This is a genomic window from Natronorubrum tibetense GA33, from assembly GCF_000383975.1.
In the GTDB taxonomy this organism is placed as follows: Archaea; Halobacteriota; Halobacteria; order Halobacteriales; family Natrialbaceae; genus Natronorubrum; species Natronorubrum tibetense.
In genome coordinates, this window is sequence record NZ_KB913017.1 from 1,139,509 (window position 1) to 1,155,956 (window position 16,448).

At 62.4% G+C, this 16,448-nt stretch carries 18 protein-coding genes; 7 read left to right on the forward strand and 11 right to left on the reverse strand.

The features are described 5' to 3' along the window. The first annotated feature begins 44 nt into the window (after positions 1–44). A complete protein-coding gene (locus tag NATTI_RS0106030) occupies positions 45–497 on the forward strand; it encodes a nucleoside deaminase (protein WP_006088952.1) in 453 nt (150 codons plus the stop codon). Between the two features lie 130 nt (positions 498–627). Beyond that, complete coding sequence (locus NATTI_RS0106035; protein ID WP_241434275.1) at positions 628–909, forward strand: hypothetical protein; 282 nt, start codon at positions 628–630, stop codon at positions 907–909. A 57-nt stretch (positions 910–966) separates the two neighbouring features. Here the strand turns inward: NATTI_RS0106035 and cofG are convergent, their stop codons facing one another. The 4 genes from cofG to NATTI_RS0106055 all read right to left on the reverse strand — a co-directional run bounded on the left by cofG (position 967) and on the right by NATTI_RS0106055 (position 5,528). Further along, the gene (gene cofG / locus NATTI_RS0106040) at positions 967–2,157 is read right to left on the reverse strand and encodes a 7,8-didemethyl-8-hydroxy-5-deazariboflavin synthase subunit CofG (RefSeq protein WP_006088950.1); all 1,191 of its coding nucleotides are present in this window, start codon (positions 2,155–2,157) and stop codon (positions 967–969) included. 71 nt (positions 2,158–2,228) lie between these two features. Next, positions 2,229–2,936, reverse strand: coding sequence for a 2-phospho-L-lactate guanylyltransferase (cofC, locus tag NATTI_RS0106045; RefSeq protein WP_006088948.1), 708 nt, complete (start codon positions 2,934–2,936; stop codon positions 2,229–2,231). A gap of 154 nt (positions 2,937–3,090) precedes the next feature. After that, positions 3,091–4,272 carry a tubulin/FtsZ family protein gene (locus NATTI_RS0106050; protein WP_006088947.1) on the reverse strand — a complete coding sequence of 394 codons (1,182 nt, stop codon included), beginning with the start codon at positions 4,270–4,272 and terminating at the stop codon, positions 3,091–3,093. Positions 4,273–4,607: 335 nt separating this feature from the next. Beyond that, positions 4,608–5,528 carry a complex I NDUFA9 subunit family protein gene (locus NATTI_RS0106055; RefSeq protein ID WP_027119076.1) on the reverse strand — a complete coding sequence of 307 codons (921 nt, stop codon included), beginning with the start codon at positions 5,526–5,528 and terminating at the stop codon, positions 4,608–4,610. A gap of 103 nt (positions 5,529–5,631) precedes the next feature. On the opposite strand from NATTI_RS0106055, the gene tmk reads away from it, so the two are divergent. Beyond that, the gene (gene tmk / locus NATTI_RS0106060) at positions 5,632–6,231 is read left to right on the forward strand and encodes a dTMP kinase (RefSeq protein WP_006088943.1); all 600 of its coding nucleotides are present in this window, start codon (positions 5,632–5,634) and stop codon (positions 6,229–6,231) included. 749 nt (positions 6,232–6,980) lie between these two features. Here the strand turns inward: tmk and NATTI_RS0106065 are convergent. Beyond that, on the reverse strand, positions 6,981–7,211 hold the full coding sequence (locus tag NATTI_RS0106065) for an Lrp/AsnC family transcriptional regulator (RefSeq protein ID WP_006088941.1): 231 nt from the start codon (positions 7,209–7,211) through the stop codon (positions 6,981–6,983). Then, entirely contained in the window at positions 7,211–7,930 is a 720-nt protein-coding gene (locus NATTI_RS0106070; protein WP_006088940.1) for a potassium channel family protein, read from the reverse strand. The genes NATTI_RS0106065 and NATTI_RS0106070 overlap by 1 nt, the downstream gene beginning before the upstream one ends. A 121-nt stretch (positions 7,931–8,051) precedes the next feature. Between NATTI_RS0106070 and NATTI_RS0106075 the strand changes: the two genes are divergently transcribed. Further along, positions 8,052–8,282, forward strand: coding sequence for an Lrp/AsnC ligand binding domain-containing protein (locus NATTI_RS0106075; protein ID WP_027119077.1), 231 nt, complete (start codon positions 8,052–8,054; stop codon positions 8,280–8,282). Positions 8,283–8,304: 22 nt separating this feature from the next. On the opposite strand, the gene NATTI_RS0106080 is transcribed toward NATTI_RS0106075, so the two are convergent. Next, the gene (locus tag NATTI_RS0106080; protein ID WP_006088937.1) at positions 8,305–8,835 is read right to left on the reverse strand and encodes a DUF5813 family protein; all 531 of its coding nucleotides are present in this window, start codon (positions 8,833–8,835) and stop codon (positions 8,305–8,307) included. A 190-nt stretch (positions 8,836–9,025) separates the two neighbouring features. Here NATTI_RS0106080 and NATTI_RS25235 point away from each other — a divergent pair, with 190 nt between their 5' ends. Continuing rightward, entirely contained in the window at positions 9,026–9,208 is a 183-nt protein-coding gene (locus NATTI_RS25235; RefSeq protein WP_081603645.1) for a hypothetical protein, read from the forward strand. On the opposite strand, the gene NATTI_RS0106090 is transcribed toward NATTI_RS25235, so the two are convergent. From NATTI_RS0106090 to gpmI, 4 genes are all read right to left on the reverse strand, one after another. Next, entirely contained in the window at positions 9,205–9,594 is a 390-nt protein-coding gene (locus NATTI_RS0106090) for a DUF7522 family protein (protein WP_006088934.1), read from the reverse strand. The two genes, NATTI_RS25235 and NATTI_RS0106090, sit on opposite strands and share 4 nt — an antisense overlap. Before the next feature lie 226 nt (positions 9,595–9,820). Next, the gene (locus NATTI_RS0106095) at positions 9,821–10,852 is read right to left on the reverse strand and encodes a hypothetical protein (RefSeq protein ID WP_241434274.1); all 1,032 of its coding nucleotides are present in this window, start codon (positions 10,850–10,852) and stop codon (positions 9,821–9,823) included. 162 nt (positions 10,853–11,014) lie between these two features. Then, complete coding sequence (locus NATTI_RS0106100) at positions 11,015–12,307, reverse strand: O-acetylhomoserine aminocarboxypropyltransferase/cysteine synthase family protein (RefSeq protein ID WP_006088929.1); 1,293 nt, start codon at positions 12,305–12,307, stop codon at positions 11,015–11,017. 118 nt (positions 12,308–12,425) lie between these two features. Then, on the reverse strand, positions 12,426–14,003 hold the full coding sequence (gene gpmI, locus NATTI_RS0106105) for a 2,3-bisphosphoglycerate-independent phosphoglycerate mutase (protein WP_006088927.1): 1,578 nt from the start codon (positions 14,001–14,003) through the stop codon (positions 12,426–12,428). Between the two features lie 530 nt (positions 14,004–14,533). Between gpmI and NATTI_RS0106115 the strand changes: the two genes are divergently transcribed. Both NATTI_RS0106115 and NATTI_RS0106120 read left to right on the forward strand, forming a co-directional pair. Continuing rightward, complete coding sequence (locus tag NATTI_RS0106115; RefSeq protein WP_006088925.1) at positions 14,534–15,808, forward strand: LVIVD repeat-containing protein; 1,275 nt, start codon at positions 14,534–14,536, stop codon at positions 15,806–15,808. Positions 15,809–16,016: 208 nt separating this feature from the next. Next, positions 16,017–16,433, forward strand: coding sequence for a thiol-disulfide oxidoreductase DCC family protein (locus NATTI_RS0106120; RefSeq protein ID WP_006088923.1), 417 nt, complete (start codon positions 16,017–16,019; stop codon positions 16,431–16,433). The last annotated feature ends 15 nt before the right edge of the window (positions 16,434–16,448 follow it).

A 16,448-nucleotide genomic window follows, 5' to 3' on the forward strand; every position in this document is an offset into this window, starting at 1 on the left:
GGGGTAGAGACAGGCGTTTTACCGCCGGCGACGAAGGGCGATCCATGCCACCCGACGAGTCCTTCATCCGAGACGCGATCGACCTCGCACAGTCCGCGGTCGACAACGGAAACACGCCGTTCGGATCACTGCTCGTCGTCGACGACGCGGTCGTCCGGACGGCCGAAAACACGACTCGCACCGACGACGATATCGCCGCCCATCCGGAATTCAAACTGGCGCGGTGGGCCGCCCGCGAACTCGAGCCGGGCGAGCGCGAGGCGTGTACGATGTACACCAGCACGGAGCCGTGTCCAATGTGTGCGAGCGCGATCGTCTACGCGGGACTCGGGCGGGTCGTCTACAGCGTCTCCGTCGACTCGCTCGCGGCGATTCGGGACGATGGGGTGATCGAAATCCCCTGCGAAGAAGTGATCGAGCGAGGCAATGGATTGACGACGGTCGAGGGGCCAGTTCTCGAGAGCGAAGGGCTTGCGGTTCACGAAGCGTTCTTTTGACGACTGTTTCGGCGTCGTTCACGAAACTCGAGGGACGGGTCGATGAGAGGACTACAACAGATGCTCAGCGTGACCGATACTGCAGCGATCCGCTCGACAACGATTTGTCGGTTGATACCAACGAACCAGTATGATAAGAGGACTGTTCAGAGAGCCCGACGGATGGCAGTCGGGAGGACTGTTGATCGCCATCGGTCTCTTTTTCCTCGGACTGTACGCGTTCTACGGCCTTGTCGGCGCGGTAGGAACATCGTCAGCACTCCACTTCGGCGTACTGTGGCTGTTGCTGGGGATTCCGGAACTCCTGCCGAAAGAGCGGACGTGCATCGCCGGCGGGCTGCGAATTATCGGACTGGTGTTCGCCGTCGCGTTGCTGATCTTCTACCTCTCGCGGCTGTCGATCTTCCAGTAGCGTCGGTGAGATGAGCGCCGTCGCTCGAGACGCGGCCGTACCGCCGAATCGGATTCGCTACCGCGACACCGCAGTCGTCTCGCTTCGAAGCACCGACCGATACCGTTCGCCAGCGTCGCCGTCAGCCTCGAGCGCCTCGCGAATCGTCGGGGAGATCCACTCGCGATCCGCGTTCGGGTCACGACCGTCGCCCGCCTCGGCCGTTCCGTCGGCGGCCACGCCGTCGAAGCCGTCGGTTCGCAGGTCGGCCGGCAGGAACCGTTCGTAGACCGGCAGCCGTTCGCCGAGCGGCAAGTCGGCGGCGGCCGCGATCTCCTCGAGTTCGCGCAGCGCGGGCCATTTGTAGTCGGGGTTGACATGATCGTCCGTGATCGGAGACACCCCGCCGAGATCGTCGACGCCGCAGTCGATCAGGTCGCGGGCGGGCGCGAGGTTCGGCGGCACCTGCACTGAAATCTCCTCGGGCAAGGCGACGCGGGCCATCGCCGTCACCCGGCGCATCGTCTCGAGGTCGGGCGAGCCGTCCGACCAGCGCTCGTTGTTCATCACGGGCTGGACGATCACCTCCTGGATATGGTCGTAGCGTGCGTGTAACTCACGAATCGCGAGCAGGCTCTCCGCACGATCGCGCCACGTCTCGCCGATGCCGACCAGAATGCCCGTCGTGAAGGCGACGTCGAGTTCGCCCGCGTTTTTGATCGTCCGCAGGCGCTGTCCCGGCTCTTTCCGCCGGGGGCCGGCGTGAGCGCCGACCTCGGCCGTCGTCTCGAGCATCACGCCCATACTGGCGTTGACGTCCGCGACCTCGGCCAGCTGATCGCGCGTCTGGTCGCCCGGATTGGCGTGGGGCAGGAGGCCTTCCTCGAGGGCGACCTCGCAGGCCTCGCGCAGGTAGGTGTGAATGGAGTCGTGGCCCCACTCCTCGAGTTGCTCGTGGATCTCGGTGTAGCGGTCGTCGGGATCGTCTCCGAACGTAAAGAGGGCCTCCGTACAGCCAGCGTCGGCCCCGCGAGCACAGATGTCACGGACTTCCTCGAGCGTGAGGAGGGAGGCCTGTCCGGGCGCGTCGAAGTACGTACAGTAGGTACAGGTGTAGCGACACGCCGTCGTCAGCGGGACGAAGACGTTTCGCGCGAAGGTCAACGCCGGCGGTGCCTCGGCGTCGTCGGGCGTGACTGAAAGGAGATGGTCGACCGCCGCGTCGTCGACTGCGATGTCGACGCCGTACTCGCTCGCCCCGGGGAACATTACTGCAGAGTGGCGTCGCTCGACACATAAGGCTTCACTTCTTTCGAATGTCGCTCGTCGCTCGGTCCCGGCTACCGTTCCCGCGTCGAGTCATCAGCCCCGCGTCTGGCGACGCCAACGCGGCCGTCCCGTCGCTCGAGTTCGAATCCAAAATCGCGAAGCGTCGCGAGTGCGCGAGTGCGCTCGTCGCCGTGGACGAGCACCTCGACGAGATCGTCGGGTTCGTCGATATCGGTCGCCAGCCGGAAGGAATCGATCGTCTCGAGGCTTGCACCCACTTCCTCTGCGATCTTGCGGTGGTCCAGATAGGACGCCCCGTGGTAGTCCACCCGAAACCCGGGGTGGCGAACGACGAGTGCGTTCGTGCCGCCGCCCCGACCGGGAGTGATGGCGACCTCGCCACCGGCCGCGAAGAGGTCCGCGAGCGCGTCGGTCGTCGCGAGCGCAAGGTCGGCCATGACAACGGCGACGGCGTCGTCCGTGTCACCGTCGTTGTCCCCACTGTCGGTCTTGCTCGGCAGACGCGCGTTGACCGCGTCGGTGAGCGGGCGGTCGTCCACTGCGACCGACACCGACTCGAGAACGTGCGTCGGAAGGTCGAGTTCGGCGGGATCGATCGCTGCCGTCGCCACCACCGTCGGCTCCCGGCCCGCTTCAACGATCGAACACAGGACATCCGCGAGCATGGCCCGTGCGAACGCCGCCCGCTCCGTGGGGGAGAGCACCGACTCGAGGCGCGTCTTCGGGTCGGTCGCGGCGAACGGGACGACGACGTGCATCTATCGAAGGTTGTCCGGACGCGGGCAAAAACACGTCGAAGCCGAGACCGAACGCACAGCAAGACACCGAATTCGTCGACACCAGACATCACTATCGTGCCCCCCGACACGAGCGCGGCCGCTGGGGTCGTCGAGCCACAAAAGAACGGTGAGCCTAAAACAGCGGCTCGAGTTCGTCCTCGTCGTCTTCGACGAGTTCTTCGAGGTTCTCCTCGCTCTCTTGCTGGATGTCGTCCATGTTCTCCTGGGCCTCGATGGCGACCTGCTGGAGACGCTTGATTCGCGGAACGTTCGTCACGCCCGAGAGCAGAAGTGCTGCGGCCACTTCCGGCTCTTCTCGCGGGAAGTCGCCACCGCGAACTTCCATGCTTCCCGTTTCCTCCTCGAGCCACTTCCGCCCGCGCTCGATGCCTTTCCGGTTGAGATACTCCGACGGACCGGAGACGACGAGCAGCGCGCGCTCGGTGCCTTCGATCTCACACGGGAGCGTCAGCCGCCCGAGTGCGGCCTTGCGGACGAGGCTCGTGATGCGGTTGGTCGTGTTCGCGGCGTCCAAATCGTCGGTGCTGCCGCCACCGTCGCCGGTAAAGCGCGAGAGTAGACCACCGCTCGTGTTCAGGTCGACTTCCTCGCTGGCGAAGCCGACGGTCGAGACGCCGCCGCCCGAGAGCGTGTTGATGATTTCCGAGGAGTCGACGACGCTCTCGGCGACTTCCTGTCCATCACCGACCTCACCTGCACCGAAGAGAATGCCGAATCGTCGGACGATCTCCTCGTTAATTTGATCGTAGCCGCCTTCGACGGACTCGCCGGTCTGTCGCCAGGAGTCGTTGTCGAAGACCATCAGATTGTCCACTTCGCGGACGAAGGTCTGGAACGATCTGGCCGCGTTGAGGGTGTAGATCCCACCCTCGTCCGTGCCCGGGAGCACGCCGAGACCGTAGACAGGAATCGTGTAGATACGCTTTAAGTGTTTGGCGAGGACGGGTGCACCGCCGGATCCGGTTCCGCCGCCCATACCGGCGACGACCAGGAACGCGTCAACCTCGTGGGTCGGAATCGCGTCGATAGCGTTTTGCACCTCGTCGATGTCCTCCTCGGCGACTTCCGCGCCGAGTTCGTTGTCTGCACCCACGCCGTGGCCCTTTACGCGGGCCTGGCCGATGAGTACGCGGTTCTCCTCCGGAATATTATCGAGACCGATGAGGTCCGCTTTCGCGGAGTTGACGGCTATCGCCGCGCGGACGATTCCGCTACCCGTCCGATCGTCGTAATCGAGGAATCGATCGACGATCTTGCCACCAGCCTGTCCGAATCCGATCATCGCCAGCTTCATAATTTGTCAGGGGGCTCCGTTGAATTGGTACAGAGTGATCAAGGGCATAAGTCTTTTGTTGAGTTGAATGTCTCTTCTTCTTTTGTGTTCCGGGAAATCGGATGCAGGCGGTGGATTTCGGCTCGAAAAAACTCGCGAGAAACGAGTCGGTTTCGATGTCAGTTCTGTTCTTTATACTAAATTTTTGGGCCAATCTGTCCACCCTTGAGTTCGCCGTACAGAACCGCAAGCCGCCGATACGTCGACCGACCGATTTCAGACCGGCGTCGAACGTGTCAGTCGCCTCGAGATCATATCAGCCAGCAATTGAATACGTCAAGCAGACACTGAACGTCTCAGGCGGATTCGGGCTGTGGCTCTCGAGGCTCGTGGATACCGACCTCGAGATACGCGCCGAGCGTCGTCAGTTCGTCCTCCGAGACGCCGAATGCGCTCACGTCGTTGGTGACGACGGTGTTGTTTATTTCGAGCGAGCGGGCCTGATCCGGGCCGAACGGAACGAACGGAACCGCGCCGGCCGCGGTCAGCCCGAGTTTCGCCATTGAGAGGGGGACCGAGAGGATTTTGACGGATTTCCCCTCGGCCGCGTAGGCCAGCCGCGTCGCGTCCGCGAGCGTGACGATCTGCGGACCGGCGATTTCGTAGATCTCGCCGACGTGTCTGGAGTCCGCGAGCGCGTCAGCGAGCATGGGAACTACGTCGCCGATCCAGATGGGCTGGAATCGCGTTTCGCCGCCGTTCGGAAGTCCCGTCACGTACGGCGTCGTGACCTGTTTGGTGAACTCGAGGAACTCCGCGCCGTCGCCGAAGACGACGGAAGGGCGGAAGATCGTCCACGCGAGGTGTGAGTCGCGGACGACGTTCTCAGCGTTCCCCTTCGCCCGAAGGAAGTCGGTGGGCGCGTCCGGATCCGCGCCGAGTCCGCTCATCTGGACGAATCGATCGACGCCACCCTCTTCGGCGGCTCGAACGAGATTGGCCGTACCGCCGAGGTGGACGGTCTCGTGGTCGAGGTCGCCCGGCGGCTTGTACAGCGGCGAGAGCGAGACGAGATTGACGACGGCGTCGTGGCCCGCGACGGTGTCGACGATGGAGTCGTAGGCGCTGGCGTCGCCCATCGCACGGTCGACCCCCTCCGGAAGGTCGGCGTCGCTGGGATCGCGAGCGAGCGCCGTCACGTCGTGGCCGCGGTCGTCGAGTTCCGTACAGAGATTCATCCCGATGAAACCAGTGCCGCCGGCGACGAGCACCTTCATACACTGAATATCCTCGCGCAGCGATAAATAGCTGATCGCCTCCGTGGTTTGGTACGCGACGGTTCTCGACAGATAGTTGTAGCTCTCTCTACGAGGTGCGAGCATGCTGGTCACGCTCGAGGGATTGGACGGCAGCGGCAAGACGACGGTCTGGGAGGCCCTACAGGACTCTTACCCCGACGCGACGTTCACTCGCGAACCGACGAACGACTCCTGGTACGGCGACGCCGTCTACCGATCGATCGACGACGACGAGGCCGACTCGCTCGCGGAACTGTTTCTCTACACCGCCGATCACGCCGACCACCTCTCGCGCGTAATCGAACCGGCGCTCGAGCGCGGCGACCTCGTGGTCTCCGATCGCTACTCGGACTCCCGCTACGCATACCAGGGCGCGACTCTCGAGTCGTATGACCGCCTCGAGGTCGATCCCCTCGAGTACGTCGTCGACATCCACGAGCCGTTCACTATCGATCCCGACCTGACGATCTACCTCGATCTCGACCCCGAGACGGCCGCGGAGCGCGCCGGCGCGACGAACAAGTTCGAACACGCAGACTACCTCGAGTCGGTGCGCGCGAACTACGAACGGGTGCTCGAGCGCGACCCGGACCGGTTCGTTCGCGTGGATGCGATGCAGGAGCCGGCACGAGTGCTTGAGGACGTACAGGACGTGCTGGCCGATGTCGTTGGTGAGGAGTAACGGAACTGTTCTCCATTGAGAACGGGTTTGCTATCGACCGAGAAGTACAGATGCTGTACTTACTGTTTGTCAGGTAGTCATAGAGAGGCTACGAACCAGTTCCATGACGCTCTCTCGTATGCCTGAATGTTAGCTTTTCAGCCATTTGTAAAGTCGTATAATCCCGAAAAGACCGAAGACGATCCACATCACCGAGGTTAGCACTGTGATTATAACAGCAAAATAAACCCGTCTTTCTGCACTAGACACAGTATTCCAATCAAAAATACCAAATATATCCCATAAACCAATCCAATTGCTACCGAGAATGATTGTGGTAAAAACAAATACCAGCAATATCCGGTTTCGGATGCGTCGTTTAATGTTCTGCGTAAGTGAGCCCTCTTCCATTAGCGATACATGATCCCATATATTTTAGCTGTCTTTGTAGGTTTCGCTCATAGAATGCGGTAAGTACGCAGTTGTAGTGAACGATCGTTCGATCTCTGAATGGATTCTACGGCCGGGAGCACGACCCGAGCACTGCGAGAGGCGCGCGACCCGGAGAAGGGCAGGCTATTGCCCAGAAAATCACCGCGAGCGATCGTAGGGAGCGAGCGGGCCGACGACTGATGTGAGCGAACGACTGGAAGGAGTGAGAGAACGGAAAGAGGAGTGCTTTTGGTCCAGGTTTTACCGAGGGACACCGCGCTGTGCGGCAGCTCTGCTGCCGTCAGCGCGGCAGACTGCAGGGTAAAAGCTGGGTTCCTCTAGTCCATCGCGATGTACGTCTGTGTGTCCTCGATGCCGTCGATGCCCTGAATCTGGGTCGCAGCGATTTCCTTGACCGCTGCGGGCGTCTCGACGCTGGCTTTCGCAATGATGTCGACGTCGCCGGCGACGATGTGTGCCGACTGGACGCCGTCGATCGATTCGATACTGTCTCGGAGCCGATCCGCCTCGCCCGTGTTCGCTTTGACCATGATGAATGCGGTTACCATCAGTTGACACCTCCAGTGCCCGACGTCGCGTCCGAACCCGCGTTTGCGGCCGCCTGTGCGTCCGATTCGCCAACGAGCAGCTGGCGGACCTGGCTCAGCACGTCGTAATCCGCGAGCACGACGAGTCGGTCGCCGTCCTCGAGCGAGAGGTCTTCGTCCGGCAGCCCGAGGTCCTGGTCGCGTTTGCCGAAGGCGAGCACGGTCGCGCGGGCGGGCAGTTGCAGTTCGCTGATCGTGTAGCCGTTGACCGGGGCTCCGTTTGCAATCGTGAGTTCGACGACCTGCAGGTGCGGCGCGATATCCGCGATGGCGCGGATGGTGCCGCCGAGCAGGGCGTTTTTCGCGCCGATGGCACCGAGGCGTTCGGGGTAGATCACTTCGTCAACTTCGTCGGCGTACTTGCGGTAAATCCCCTCGCGGTAGGCCTCGTCGATGCGCATAATCGTCCGACAGCCGTAGTGGTTGGCGATCATACACGCCGTGAAGTTGACGTTCAGATCGCCGGTCAGCGCGCCCAGCGCATCAGCGTCGGCGATGCCGGCTTCCTCGAGGACATCCTCGTGTGAGCCGTCACCTTCGACGACGGCGAACTCCTGATTGCGGGCCCGACGTATCATCGCCTCGTCTCGTTCGATTACCGACACCTCGTGGCCCTCTTCTCGAAGAACGCGCGCCGTGCGCAGGCCAACTCGTCCTGCCCCGATGATCACGAACCGCATGCACCGGAGTACGCTTCCCCCCGGCAATAAGCTTGCGCCGAATTACCATGCCAACTAGTCGAACAGTGTTGTAAGACGGGCAAAGGTTTTAGTCATGCGAAAGTGTACCACACCGTCGAGAATGGTTCATGCGTTTATTATGATCAAGACGGCCGCCGGGAAGTCCGAGGGACTTCTCGAGTCGATTCGGGACGTCGAGTCGGTCTCCGACGCCCACATCGTCGCGGGCACGTACGATATTATCGCGGAGATCGATGCTCCCGAGGTGTACAACGTCCTCGAGGCCGTCTCCTCGGGTGTGCAGGGACTCGAGGGCGTGACGGATACGAAGACGTACATCGCGATGGACTAGAACGAACTTTTCCGCTGTCGTTCTACATCGGCATGCCGCCGCTCTCGCCCTCGCTGGCCTGCTGACCGCGGCTCTGGGCGTTCTCGAGCAGCGTCGCCGCCGCCCCCTGATACTCGTAGCCGGGGATGATCCCCTGCGCGTAGGTGCCCTCGACGTACTCGATCAGGGCTTTGGCGTCGTCGGCGCCTTCGCCGGCGTCCCAGGCAACGTACTCGAGAGTCACAGTAACGTCGGTCGCATCGCGCTCGATCGCCGGCTCGTCGTTCGTGGTCGTGTGCGCGACGGTGAAGACGTCCTCGAGGCGACGCTCGAGCGTCTCGAACCAGCCGTCCTCGACGACGGGAGCAACGGCTTCGCCCGCGACGGCGGTATCGAGCGTCGGGAGCGTCACGGTTACGCGAAATGCACCGTCTCGCTTTCCTTCCGCCTCGGTCGCGGTGACGGTCGCGTCGAAGACGGTCGTCGTGAGTTCGTAGCTGTCGTCGTCGGTAGTCGGTTCGAACGCGTCGTGTGACTCGAGTTCGCGAGCGACGGGGTCCGGGAGGTCGGTCATTATTTGCATAACGGGCGTCACGAAAAAGGGTGTTACGTTCCGACCTGAATCGGACGACTGTTTCGGTCTATAAAACCATTAAAACCAGAAAACCGCCCGACTGCGGCGGGATCGTTTCACGACCGTAGCCAGTAGTTTCTGGACCAAATGGGCTACATAACTACAACGGATATTGCCGTTTTTTGTCGGCATGAGTCTCGATAGACATGCTGCCGAACGACGCCGGTTCGCCCGACTCCTCGGTATCGATGGCGAACTCGGGAGTGGGTTGCCGATCGGCACCCACTCGAGTGGTCCCCTCGAGGGGGGACGCGACCGCGATCATCGCGATGATACGGACCGCGCCCAACCAACTAACCAACCGGAGCGTTAATCGAGTGCTCGCTCGCCGAGAAACGAGTTGAGCGCCGTCGCAACTTCTTCGAAGTCCTTGAGCGTGAGTCCGTCCGTCGTAACGAGGACACCTTCGCTCTCGTTGGTCACGCGGATCAAAAAGCCGTTGTCAAAGACGCGAATCGTGTAGTTGTAGTCGCCGAGTTCGGAATTTTCGTAGGCCGTCTGGGCGGTCGTAAACCCACGCCACTCGTGGCCGATGAACGTCGAGAGGTCGGCATCGCGCTCTAAGTCCTCGCGAAGATACAGCTGTTCGTAATCGTCGCGAGTGAAGTAGGTCGCCGAGCGGAAGCTATCGCCGACGGCCGTCCGGCAGGTCGTCACGATCTGCTCCGCCGCCTCGTCGGTAAGTAACCCTGTCGCCATACCGAGTGGATCGAACCCGCGACACCTTAATAGCGAGGGAAGAGGGGCCGTGAGAACGGAGTTACCCGTAGGGCCAGTTAAACAACGCCCCGTCCCGGACGCTGTTCTCGACAAGGGTTCGAACGCCCAGTCGGTCGAGGGTCGTCCAGATCCGACGTCGCAAGTCGGCGGGAGCGTACAGGTCCCAGTGCGGCGATATCCAGAGCGCCGCGGTCGCATCTCTCGTTCAATCGTCGTCACGGTCGTCTTGCGTATCCGCCTCGAGCCACGTCGCAATGATCTCGAGGACGGTTTCGGCCTGTTCGGGATCGACCCCGAGATCGAACGAACCGGTGGTCGGCCCGTCCTGGGCGGCGATGGCCCGCTCGACCGTCTCGTCGGACCGCTCCGATCCGTCGGCGGTAAGATACGGGTTCAGGACGTGGCCGGCCAGCGCCTTGAGCGCCCGCCCACGCAACACGGTCAGTTCGGTCGAGTCCTCGATTGCCTCGAGAAGGAGCGCTCGCTCTGTCGCATCGAACGGCTCGCGAACGATATTTTTCGTCTCACCCGTGGTCGGGTTTCTGTGGATGTTGGAGGTGTGTTCCTCCCAGCAGTCCTGGGCCGCGTGCAGTCGGACACCCTTGTCCCCCGTCCGGACGAGCAGGGCAACGTCGGACCGGCGAATGGTCGTGTCGATGTGCGATCGAGTGCCGCCCCTGAATTCGTGATCGCGGTAGACATCGGCGACAACGTCGGTCGCGTGGTGTCTCGGTCGGCCGTGATACGTCTCGAGGAGCGACGCTGTCGGGCCATCCCGTTCGTACAATCGCCCGACTGTTCCATCGTCGGGATCGAACTCGAGAGTGAGAAAACGGTCGACACCGTCGGGGACCGAATCGATCACCGGCGTCGGATCGAACACCATTTCGACAGGGTCGGTCGGCGACTGCTGTCCGACTCGGACGACGAGATTTCCGTGCTCCGACGAGATTGCCACCGCACCGAGACGATCTCGGAGTTCGTTTCGGAGCGTGAGCGTGTCCAGGGGCTCATCACTCGGTTCGTCCGACGCTCCGTACTCCATGGGGAGGATATCCGACATCCACCGTCGGCCCGCTTCGACCACGGTTCGACGCTCGTTCGATTTCGAGACCGGGCGATCGATTGCTGGCTGGCCGTACGAGATCGCGTCCACAAGCACCGAGTCGGAGCCGCGCTCGCGTGGCAACTCGACAGTGACCGTCGTCCATCGTCGCATACGGTTCGTTGAGTTCATACACCCGCTGCTTCGTTGTACGGTAACGGTATCAGAATATAAACCCACCTCCCTTCGGACGGCTCTGAACGACATTGGACCGACCGCGGTTTCGAACGGAACGGAGTGGCGACCGTCGGCCACAACCGGCGAGAAAACTGCGTCCTCCGCTCGAGTCGGTAGTTACGCTGACTCGAGTGCCTGCTCGAGATCCGCGATGATGTCGTCGACATCCTCGATGCCGACGGAGAGGCGCAGGAGATCGTCCGTCGTGCCGCTTGCGAGTTTCTCCTCCTCGGTGAGTTGCTGGTGGGTCGTGCTCGCGGGGTGGATAATCAGCGACTTCGCGTCGCCGACGTTGGCCAGGAGGCTGAACAACTCGACCTCGTTACAGACCGTTTCCGCGGCGTCGTAGCCGCCCTCGGGGCCGAACGTGATCATGCCACCGTAGCCACCTTCGAGGTACTTGCTCGCTTCCTCGTGCGTCTCGTGGCTCTCGAGGCCGGGGTAGTTCACCCAGTCGACCGCGTCGTGGTCCTCGAGGAACTCCGCGACGGCCATCGCGTTCTCGCAGTGTTTTTCCATCCGCAGGGGGAGCGACTCGAGTTTCTGCAGCGTCGTCCAGGCGTCAAAGGGTGACTGCTGGTTGCCCAGGTCGCGTAGGCCGCGGGTTCGCGCGACGATGGAGAACGCCTGCTCGCCAAAGGTTTCGTAGAAGTTGACGCCGTGGTAGGCCGGGTTCGGCTCCGAGATTTCGGGATAGTCACCCTCGTCCCACGGGAACGAGCCGCCGTCAACCAGTATCCCGCCGACCGTCGTCCCCGCGCCGTGGATCCACTTCGTTGTCGAGTTCCAGACCAGATCCGCGCCGTGCTCCAGCGGCCGGCACAGATGCGGCGTCGCGAACGTGTTGTCGACGAACAGTGGCACGTTGTGGTCGTGTGCGATGTCCGCAATTCGTTCGATGTCGGGCGTGACAAGCGCCGGATTGCCGATCGTTTCGAGATGGACGAACGCGGTGTCGTCATCGATGGCTTCCGCGTAGGCGTCGTAGTCGAGCGTGTCGACGAACTTCGTGTCGATGCCGCGCTTCGCGACGGTGTGCGTGAGGTAGGTGTACGTGCCGCCGTAGAGCGAAGACGCCGAGACGATGTTGTCCCCGACGTCCGCGAGGATGAACGTCGCCAGATCGAACGCGGCCATGCCCGACGCTGTCGCGAGCGCGCCAACGCCACCCTCGAGCGTCGCGATGCGCTCCTCGAGCATCGCGTTCGTCGGGTTCATAATCCGCGAGTAGATGTTTCCGAACTCCTCTAATCCGAACAGCGAGGCCGCGTGATCAGTATCGTCGAACTCGTAGGACGTTGTCTGGTAGATCGGCGGGGCGCGCGCACCGGTGGTCGGGTCGGGTTCCTGGCCGGCGTGGACGCTGTTCGTGGCAAATTTGCGGTCGGTGTCGTCGGAATCCTCACTCATGTGACTACACCCCACACAGCGAGTAGCAAAAGCCTTGGCGAAAATCGCTACGAGGGAGGAGGAGAGCCGGGTTGCCCGATTCCGATCGGTGAGTGAGCGAACGAGGAGTCTCGAACTGTTACTCGAGCAACGACTCGCCAGTCATCTCCGGCGGCTGATCGAGGCCGATCAACTCGAGCATCGTCGGCGCGATGTCGGCGAGCGTGCCGCCCCCACGGACCGTTCGACCACCGTCGGAGCCAGACTCCGACAAGGATCCCGAACTGTCATCGGTTCGCTCACCACCGTCGGAGCCGTTAGCATCCGCGTAGACGAACGGAACGAGATTGTACGTGTGTGCCGTGTGTGGATCCTCCTCCGTACCCATATCGTCGGCGTTGCCGTGATCTGCGGTAATGAGGACGTTCGAGCCGGCAGTCTGAAGCGCGTCCGTCAGCCGACCGAGTTCCGTATCCACGGCCTCGACGGCCTCGATAGCGGCCTCGTAGTCGCCGGTGTGGCCGACCATGTCGGGATTGGCGTAGTTGAGCACGAGCACATCCGGATCGTCGGATTCGATGGCGGAAATCGCGGTGTCGGTCACCTCGGGCGCGCTCATCTCGGGCTGGAGATCGTAGGTCGGCACGTCCGGACTCTCGACGATCTTCCGGATCTCGCCGTCGAACTCGACCTCGCGGCCACCGTTCAAGAAGTAGGTGACGTGGGCGTACTTCTCGGATTCGGCGATCCGAAGTTGGGTCTTGCCTGCGTCGGCGAGCACCTCGCCGAGGACCTGTTCAGGCTGGTTCGGCGGGTAGGCGATCGGGAGGTCGAACGTCTTGTCGTACTGAGTCAGCATTACCACCTCCGTCTCCGGAGGGTCGGTCTCGAACTCGCCGGCCCAGTCCTCGGGACGAATGTCTGCGAGCATCCGCGTGAGTTGGCGAGCGCGGTCGGATCTGAAGTTGAACCAGACGACCGAGTCGCCATCCTCGAGCGCCGGCTGGCCGGTTATCGTGGTCGGCTCGACGAACTCGTCCATCACGTCCCGGTTGTAGGACGCCTCGACGGCCGCGACGGCCGACTCGGCGGTCCAATCACCCTCGCGCTCGACGATGGCGTCGTAGGCGCGCTTCGTCCGGCCCCAGTTCTGGTCGCGATCCATCGCGTAGTACCGGCCCGAGACCGTCGCCACGTCGCCTGTGCCGTGTTCGTCGACGACATTCTCGAGCGTGGCGAGATACTCCCGCCCACCCGTGGGCGACGTGTCTCGCCCGTCGGTGAAGGCGTGAGTGACGGCCTCGACGTCGCGGTCAGCCGCCAGTTCGATCAGCGCGTGGAGATGTTCTTGATCGGCGTGAACCCCGCCGTCGCTGACGAGACCGAGGAAGTGGACTCGACCGCCATTTTCGCGGGCATGGTCGAAGGCCGCGTTGATCGCGTCGTTCTCCCGGAAGGAGCCGTCGGCAATCGAGTCCGAGATCCGCGTGTACTCCTGGTGGACGACCCGTCCGGCCCCGATGTTCAGGTGGCCGACCTCGCTGTTTCCCATCTGGCCGTCGGGGAGCCCGACCCGTCGGCCCGCGACCTCGAGCGAGCCGTAGGCACCTGTCTCCGCGAGTCGGTCAAAATTCGGTGTTGCGGCCGCTTCGACCGCGTCCCTGCTCGTCCCATCGCCGAGTCCCCAGCCGTCGAGGATGATCAGCGCTGCGTCCATGTGCGAGGGGTCACCTGCGCTCCGTAATTAGCTGTCGTTGTCGGGTGACGGCTCCGTCGCCGACGAGCTGGACCGGGGTGCGAAGTCGTCGGCCGCCCCCGGAATCGGCATCGATCAGCCGTCGGTCGACACTCGAGTCGAGCAGGTACGGGCAATGGTGACCGAAGCCCGCTGAAATCGCGGTCACTCGCTCGAGGACGCGTAATGCGTTGTCGTCGACGGGCCGTTCCCCCGCGGTACTCGTCGTCCGCTATGAGGACGCCTCGAGTAGCAATTTCAACCCTCTAGAGGTGTTCATATTGGTATGTTAGGATAGACGAATGTTCATTCAGAACGCGAAGCAACTCATTCAATATCGCCTTACTTTCCTTGTCGGCAGGGGGTTCGTCCAAGGACACGCTGGAGTGTGGGCGTTCGCTAATCCTGTTCGCGAATAATGTCAGAACGATTCAGTAATAATTAATTATTGTCACACTTCTATTTCCAGTCAACAAATACTAAAGATTTGATCGAATGTGGGTCCGTTTGCAATGTCATCAGGACGAAACGGGAAGGAAGGTGGAACAGGTCGACGACAATTCCTTCGAACCACAGGTGCAGCGGCGCTTGGCGCGAGCGTCGTCGCAGCCGGATCCACAGGAGCGTCGCCGAACAATACCAACAGCAACCCGCGGCTCGAGCTCGTCGGGCATACCACACTCGGTCCGCGCGACGGTGCGAATACCCACGCCGCGGTAAACGAGGATCTCGACCTCGCGGCGGTGGGGTCGTTCGTCTCGGTCGACCCCGAAGTACGGATCGTGGATATTTCGGATCCGACCGATCCGGAGATGACTGGGGTTGTTGAGACCGGTGCAGGCGGCGACATCCGAAACTCGGACATTCATCCCTCGGAGCCGTACGTGTTCACCGCCAACGAAGGATCGGTCGACGAAGACGGCGAAGGTGCGGGCTGGGCCATCGTCGACGCGAGCAATAAGGAGGATCCCGAACTCCTCGGCAACTACACCGTCGACGGCGCAACCAGCGGTACCCACAACGTCCAGGCTTTCGGCGATGATTACCTCATCACATGCGGCCACGGGCGCGGGTTCGTTGTCTTCGACATCAGCGATCCCACAGCGCCAGAGGAGGTGTCGGACTTCCAAGTCGGCGATCACACCGTTCACGCCGCACACGTTCGCGGTGACTACGCGTTTCTCGCCCACTGGGGCGCGGGGCTGTGGATCCTCGACATGACCGACCCCGGGGACCCCGACGTGGTCGGATCGTTCGACTACCGGGAGCGACAGGATGACGCTGACGTACCGCTTCGGGCGTGCCACCACACGGTTCCGCATCCCTCGAAAGACATCGTTCTGATCGGGGAAGAGGTAGGCGGCGGCGAACCGGGCTACAAACACATTGTCGAGTTCGATCTCGACACCGGCGAGACCGAACTCCGGTCTTCGTTCCAGTTCCCCCAGCACGCCAACCAGCCGACCGGACGCCAGGGCTTCTGGTGGACGGGCCACTTCTCCGACTGGGGTGTCGGCGACCAGGAGGACGTCGTCTTCAGCGGCGACTACAAGGCTGGCGTCCAGACGTTCGACGTTTCGGATCCCGCAGACCCCCGACGTATCGATCAGTACATGCCGACCGAAGGGGTCGGTGAAGTTCGTCGAGAAGATCCAGTGCGGTCCGACCTGCTGGACAACGTTCCGTTCACGTGGGGCGCGGAAAGCCAGCTCGCGGGAGACAGCGGGCGCGTTTACGCCGCCGACGCCACCACCGGGTTCTACGTTCTGGAACTCGAGGGATACTGACGGCGTCATCGCTGGTCAACCGCTTTTTCTTCGCCGCCCGCGCGTCGATACTGGCGCTCGTTCGGATCAGTGAGCGCGAGTAGTCTTTGTAGCGTCCCACTCGCAAGCGGGTCGAGCGAGGATTCGCAGTACGACGTGGCTGGTCGCGAGCGTCGTTCTCGCCCGATCGGAACGCTGAACTATCGGACGGCCCAACTCGAGGTAACTAATGTCCTCCGACGTGCCAGACGATGCCCCGATCGTGCTCTTCGACGGCGTCTGCAACCTCTGTCACGGCTTCGTGCAGTTCATCGTTCCTCGAGATACGGAGGGTCAGTTCCACTTCGCGTCCCTGCAGTCCGACGTCGGACAGCAGTTGCTCGCCGATCACGGACTCGAGGGCCACGACCTCGACTCCGTCGTCCTGATCGAGGGCGACGACGCCTACGTAAAATCCGCCGCGGTGATCCGCATCGCCCGGCGACTGGGCGGAATCTACCGCTTGCTCGGCCCCACCCGATACCTCCCGCGGCGACTGCGCGACTGGGCGTACGACCTCGTCGCCGAACATCGCTACCGAATCTTCGGCCAAAAAGAGCAGTGTATGATGCCGACGGGGAACGTCCAGGAACGGTTTCTCGAGTAAGCTGCCGGCGAGAGT

Excerpts from the sequence above, each read along its gene's own strand:
- NATTI_RS0106030 (WP_006088952.1), top strand. The coding sequence starts at position 45 with ATGCCACCCGACGAGTCCTTCATCCGAGACGCGATCGACCTCGCACAG.
- NATTI_RS0106035 (WP_241434275.1), top strand. The coding sequence starts at position 628 with ATGATAAGAGGACTGTTCAGAGAGCCCGACGGATGGCAGTCGGGAGGA.
- cofG (WP_006088950.1), bottom strand. The coding sequence starts at position 2,157 with ATGTTCCCCGGGGCGAGCGAGTACGGCGTCGACATCGCAGTCGACGAC.
- cofC (WP_006088948.1), bottom strand. The coding sequence starts at position 2,936 with ATGCACGTCGTCGTCCCGTTCGCCGCGACCGACCCGAAGACGCGCCTC.
- NATTI_RS0106050 (WP_006088947.1), bottom strand. The coding sequence starts at position 4,272 with ATGAAGCTGGCGATGATCGGATTCGGACAGGCTGGTGGCAAGATCGTC.
- NATTI_RS0106055 (WP_027119076.1), bottom strand. The coding sequence starts at position 5,528 with ATGAAGGTGCTCGTCGCCGGCGGCACTGGTTTCATCGGGATGAATCTC.
- tmk (WP_006088943.1), top strand. The coding sequence starts at position 5,632 with ATGCTGGTCACGCTCGAGGGATTGGACGGCAGCGGCAAGACGACGGTC.
- NATTI_RS0106065 (WP_006088941.1), bottom strand. The coding sequence starts at position 7,211 with ATGGTAACCGCATTCATCATGGTCAAAGCGAACACGGGCGAGGCGGAT.
- NATTI_RS0106070 (WP_006088940.1), bottom strand. The coding sequence starts at position 7,930 with ATGCGGTTCGTGATCATCGGGGCAGGACGAGTTGGCCTGCGCACGGCG.
- NATTI_RS0106075 (WP_027119077.1), top strand. The coding sequence starts at position 8,052 with ATGGTTCATGCGTTTATTATGATCAAGACGGCCGCCGGGAAGTCCGAG.
- NATTI_RS0106080 (WP_006088937.1), bottom strand. The coding sequence starts at position 8,835 with ATGACCGACCTCCCGGACCCCGTCGCTCGCGAACTCGAGTCACACGAC.
- NATTI_RS25235 (WP_081603645.1), top strand. The coding sequence starts at position 9,026 with ATGAGTCTCGATAGACATGCTGCCGAACGACGCCGGTTCGCCCGACTC.
- NATTI_RS0106090 (WP_006088934.1), bottom strand. The coding sequence starts at position 9,594 with ATGGCGACAGGGTTACTTACCGACGAGGCGGCGGAGCAGATCGTGACG.
- NATTI_RS0106095 (WP_241434274.1), bottom strand. The coding sequence starts at position 10,852 with ATGAACTCAACGAACCGTATGCGACGATGGACGACGGTCACTGTCGAG.
- NATTI_RS0106100 (WP_006088929.1), bottom strand. The coding sequence starts at position 12,307 with ATGAGTGAGGATTCCGACGACACCGACCGCAAATTTGCCACGAACAGC.
- gpmI (WP_006088927.1), bottom strand. The coding sequence starts at position 14,003 with ATGGACGCAGCGCTGATCATCCTCGACGGCTGGGGACTCGGCGATGGG.
- NATTI_RS0106115 (WP_006088925.1), top strand. The coding sequence starts at position 14,534 with ATGTCATCAGGACGAAACGGGAAGGAAGGTGGAACAGGTCGACGACAA.
- NATTI_RS0106120 (WP_006088923.1), top strand. The coding sequence starts at position 16,017 with ATGTCCTCCGACGTGCCAGACGATGCCCCGATCGTGCTCTTCGACGGC.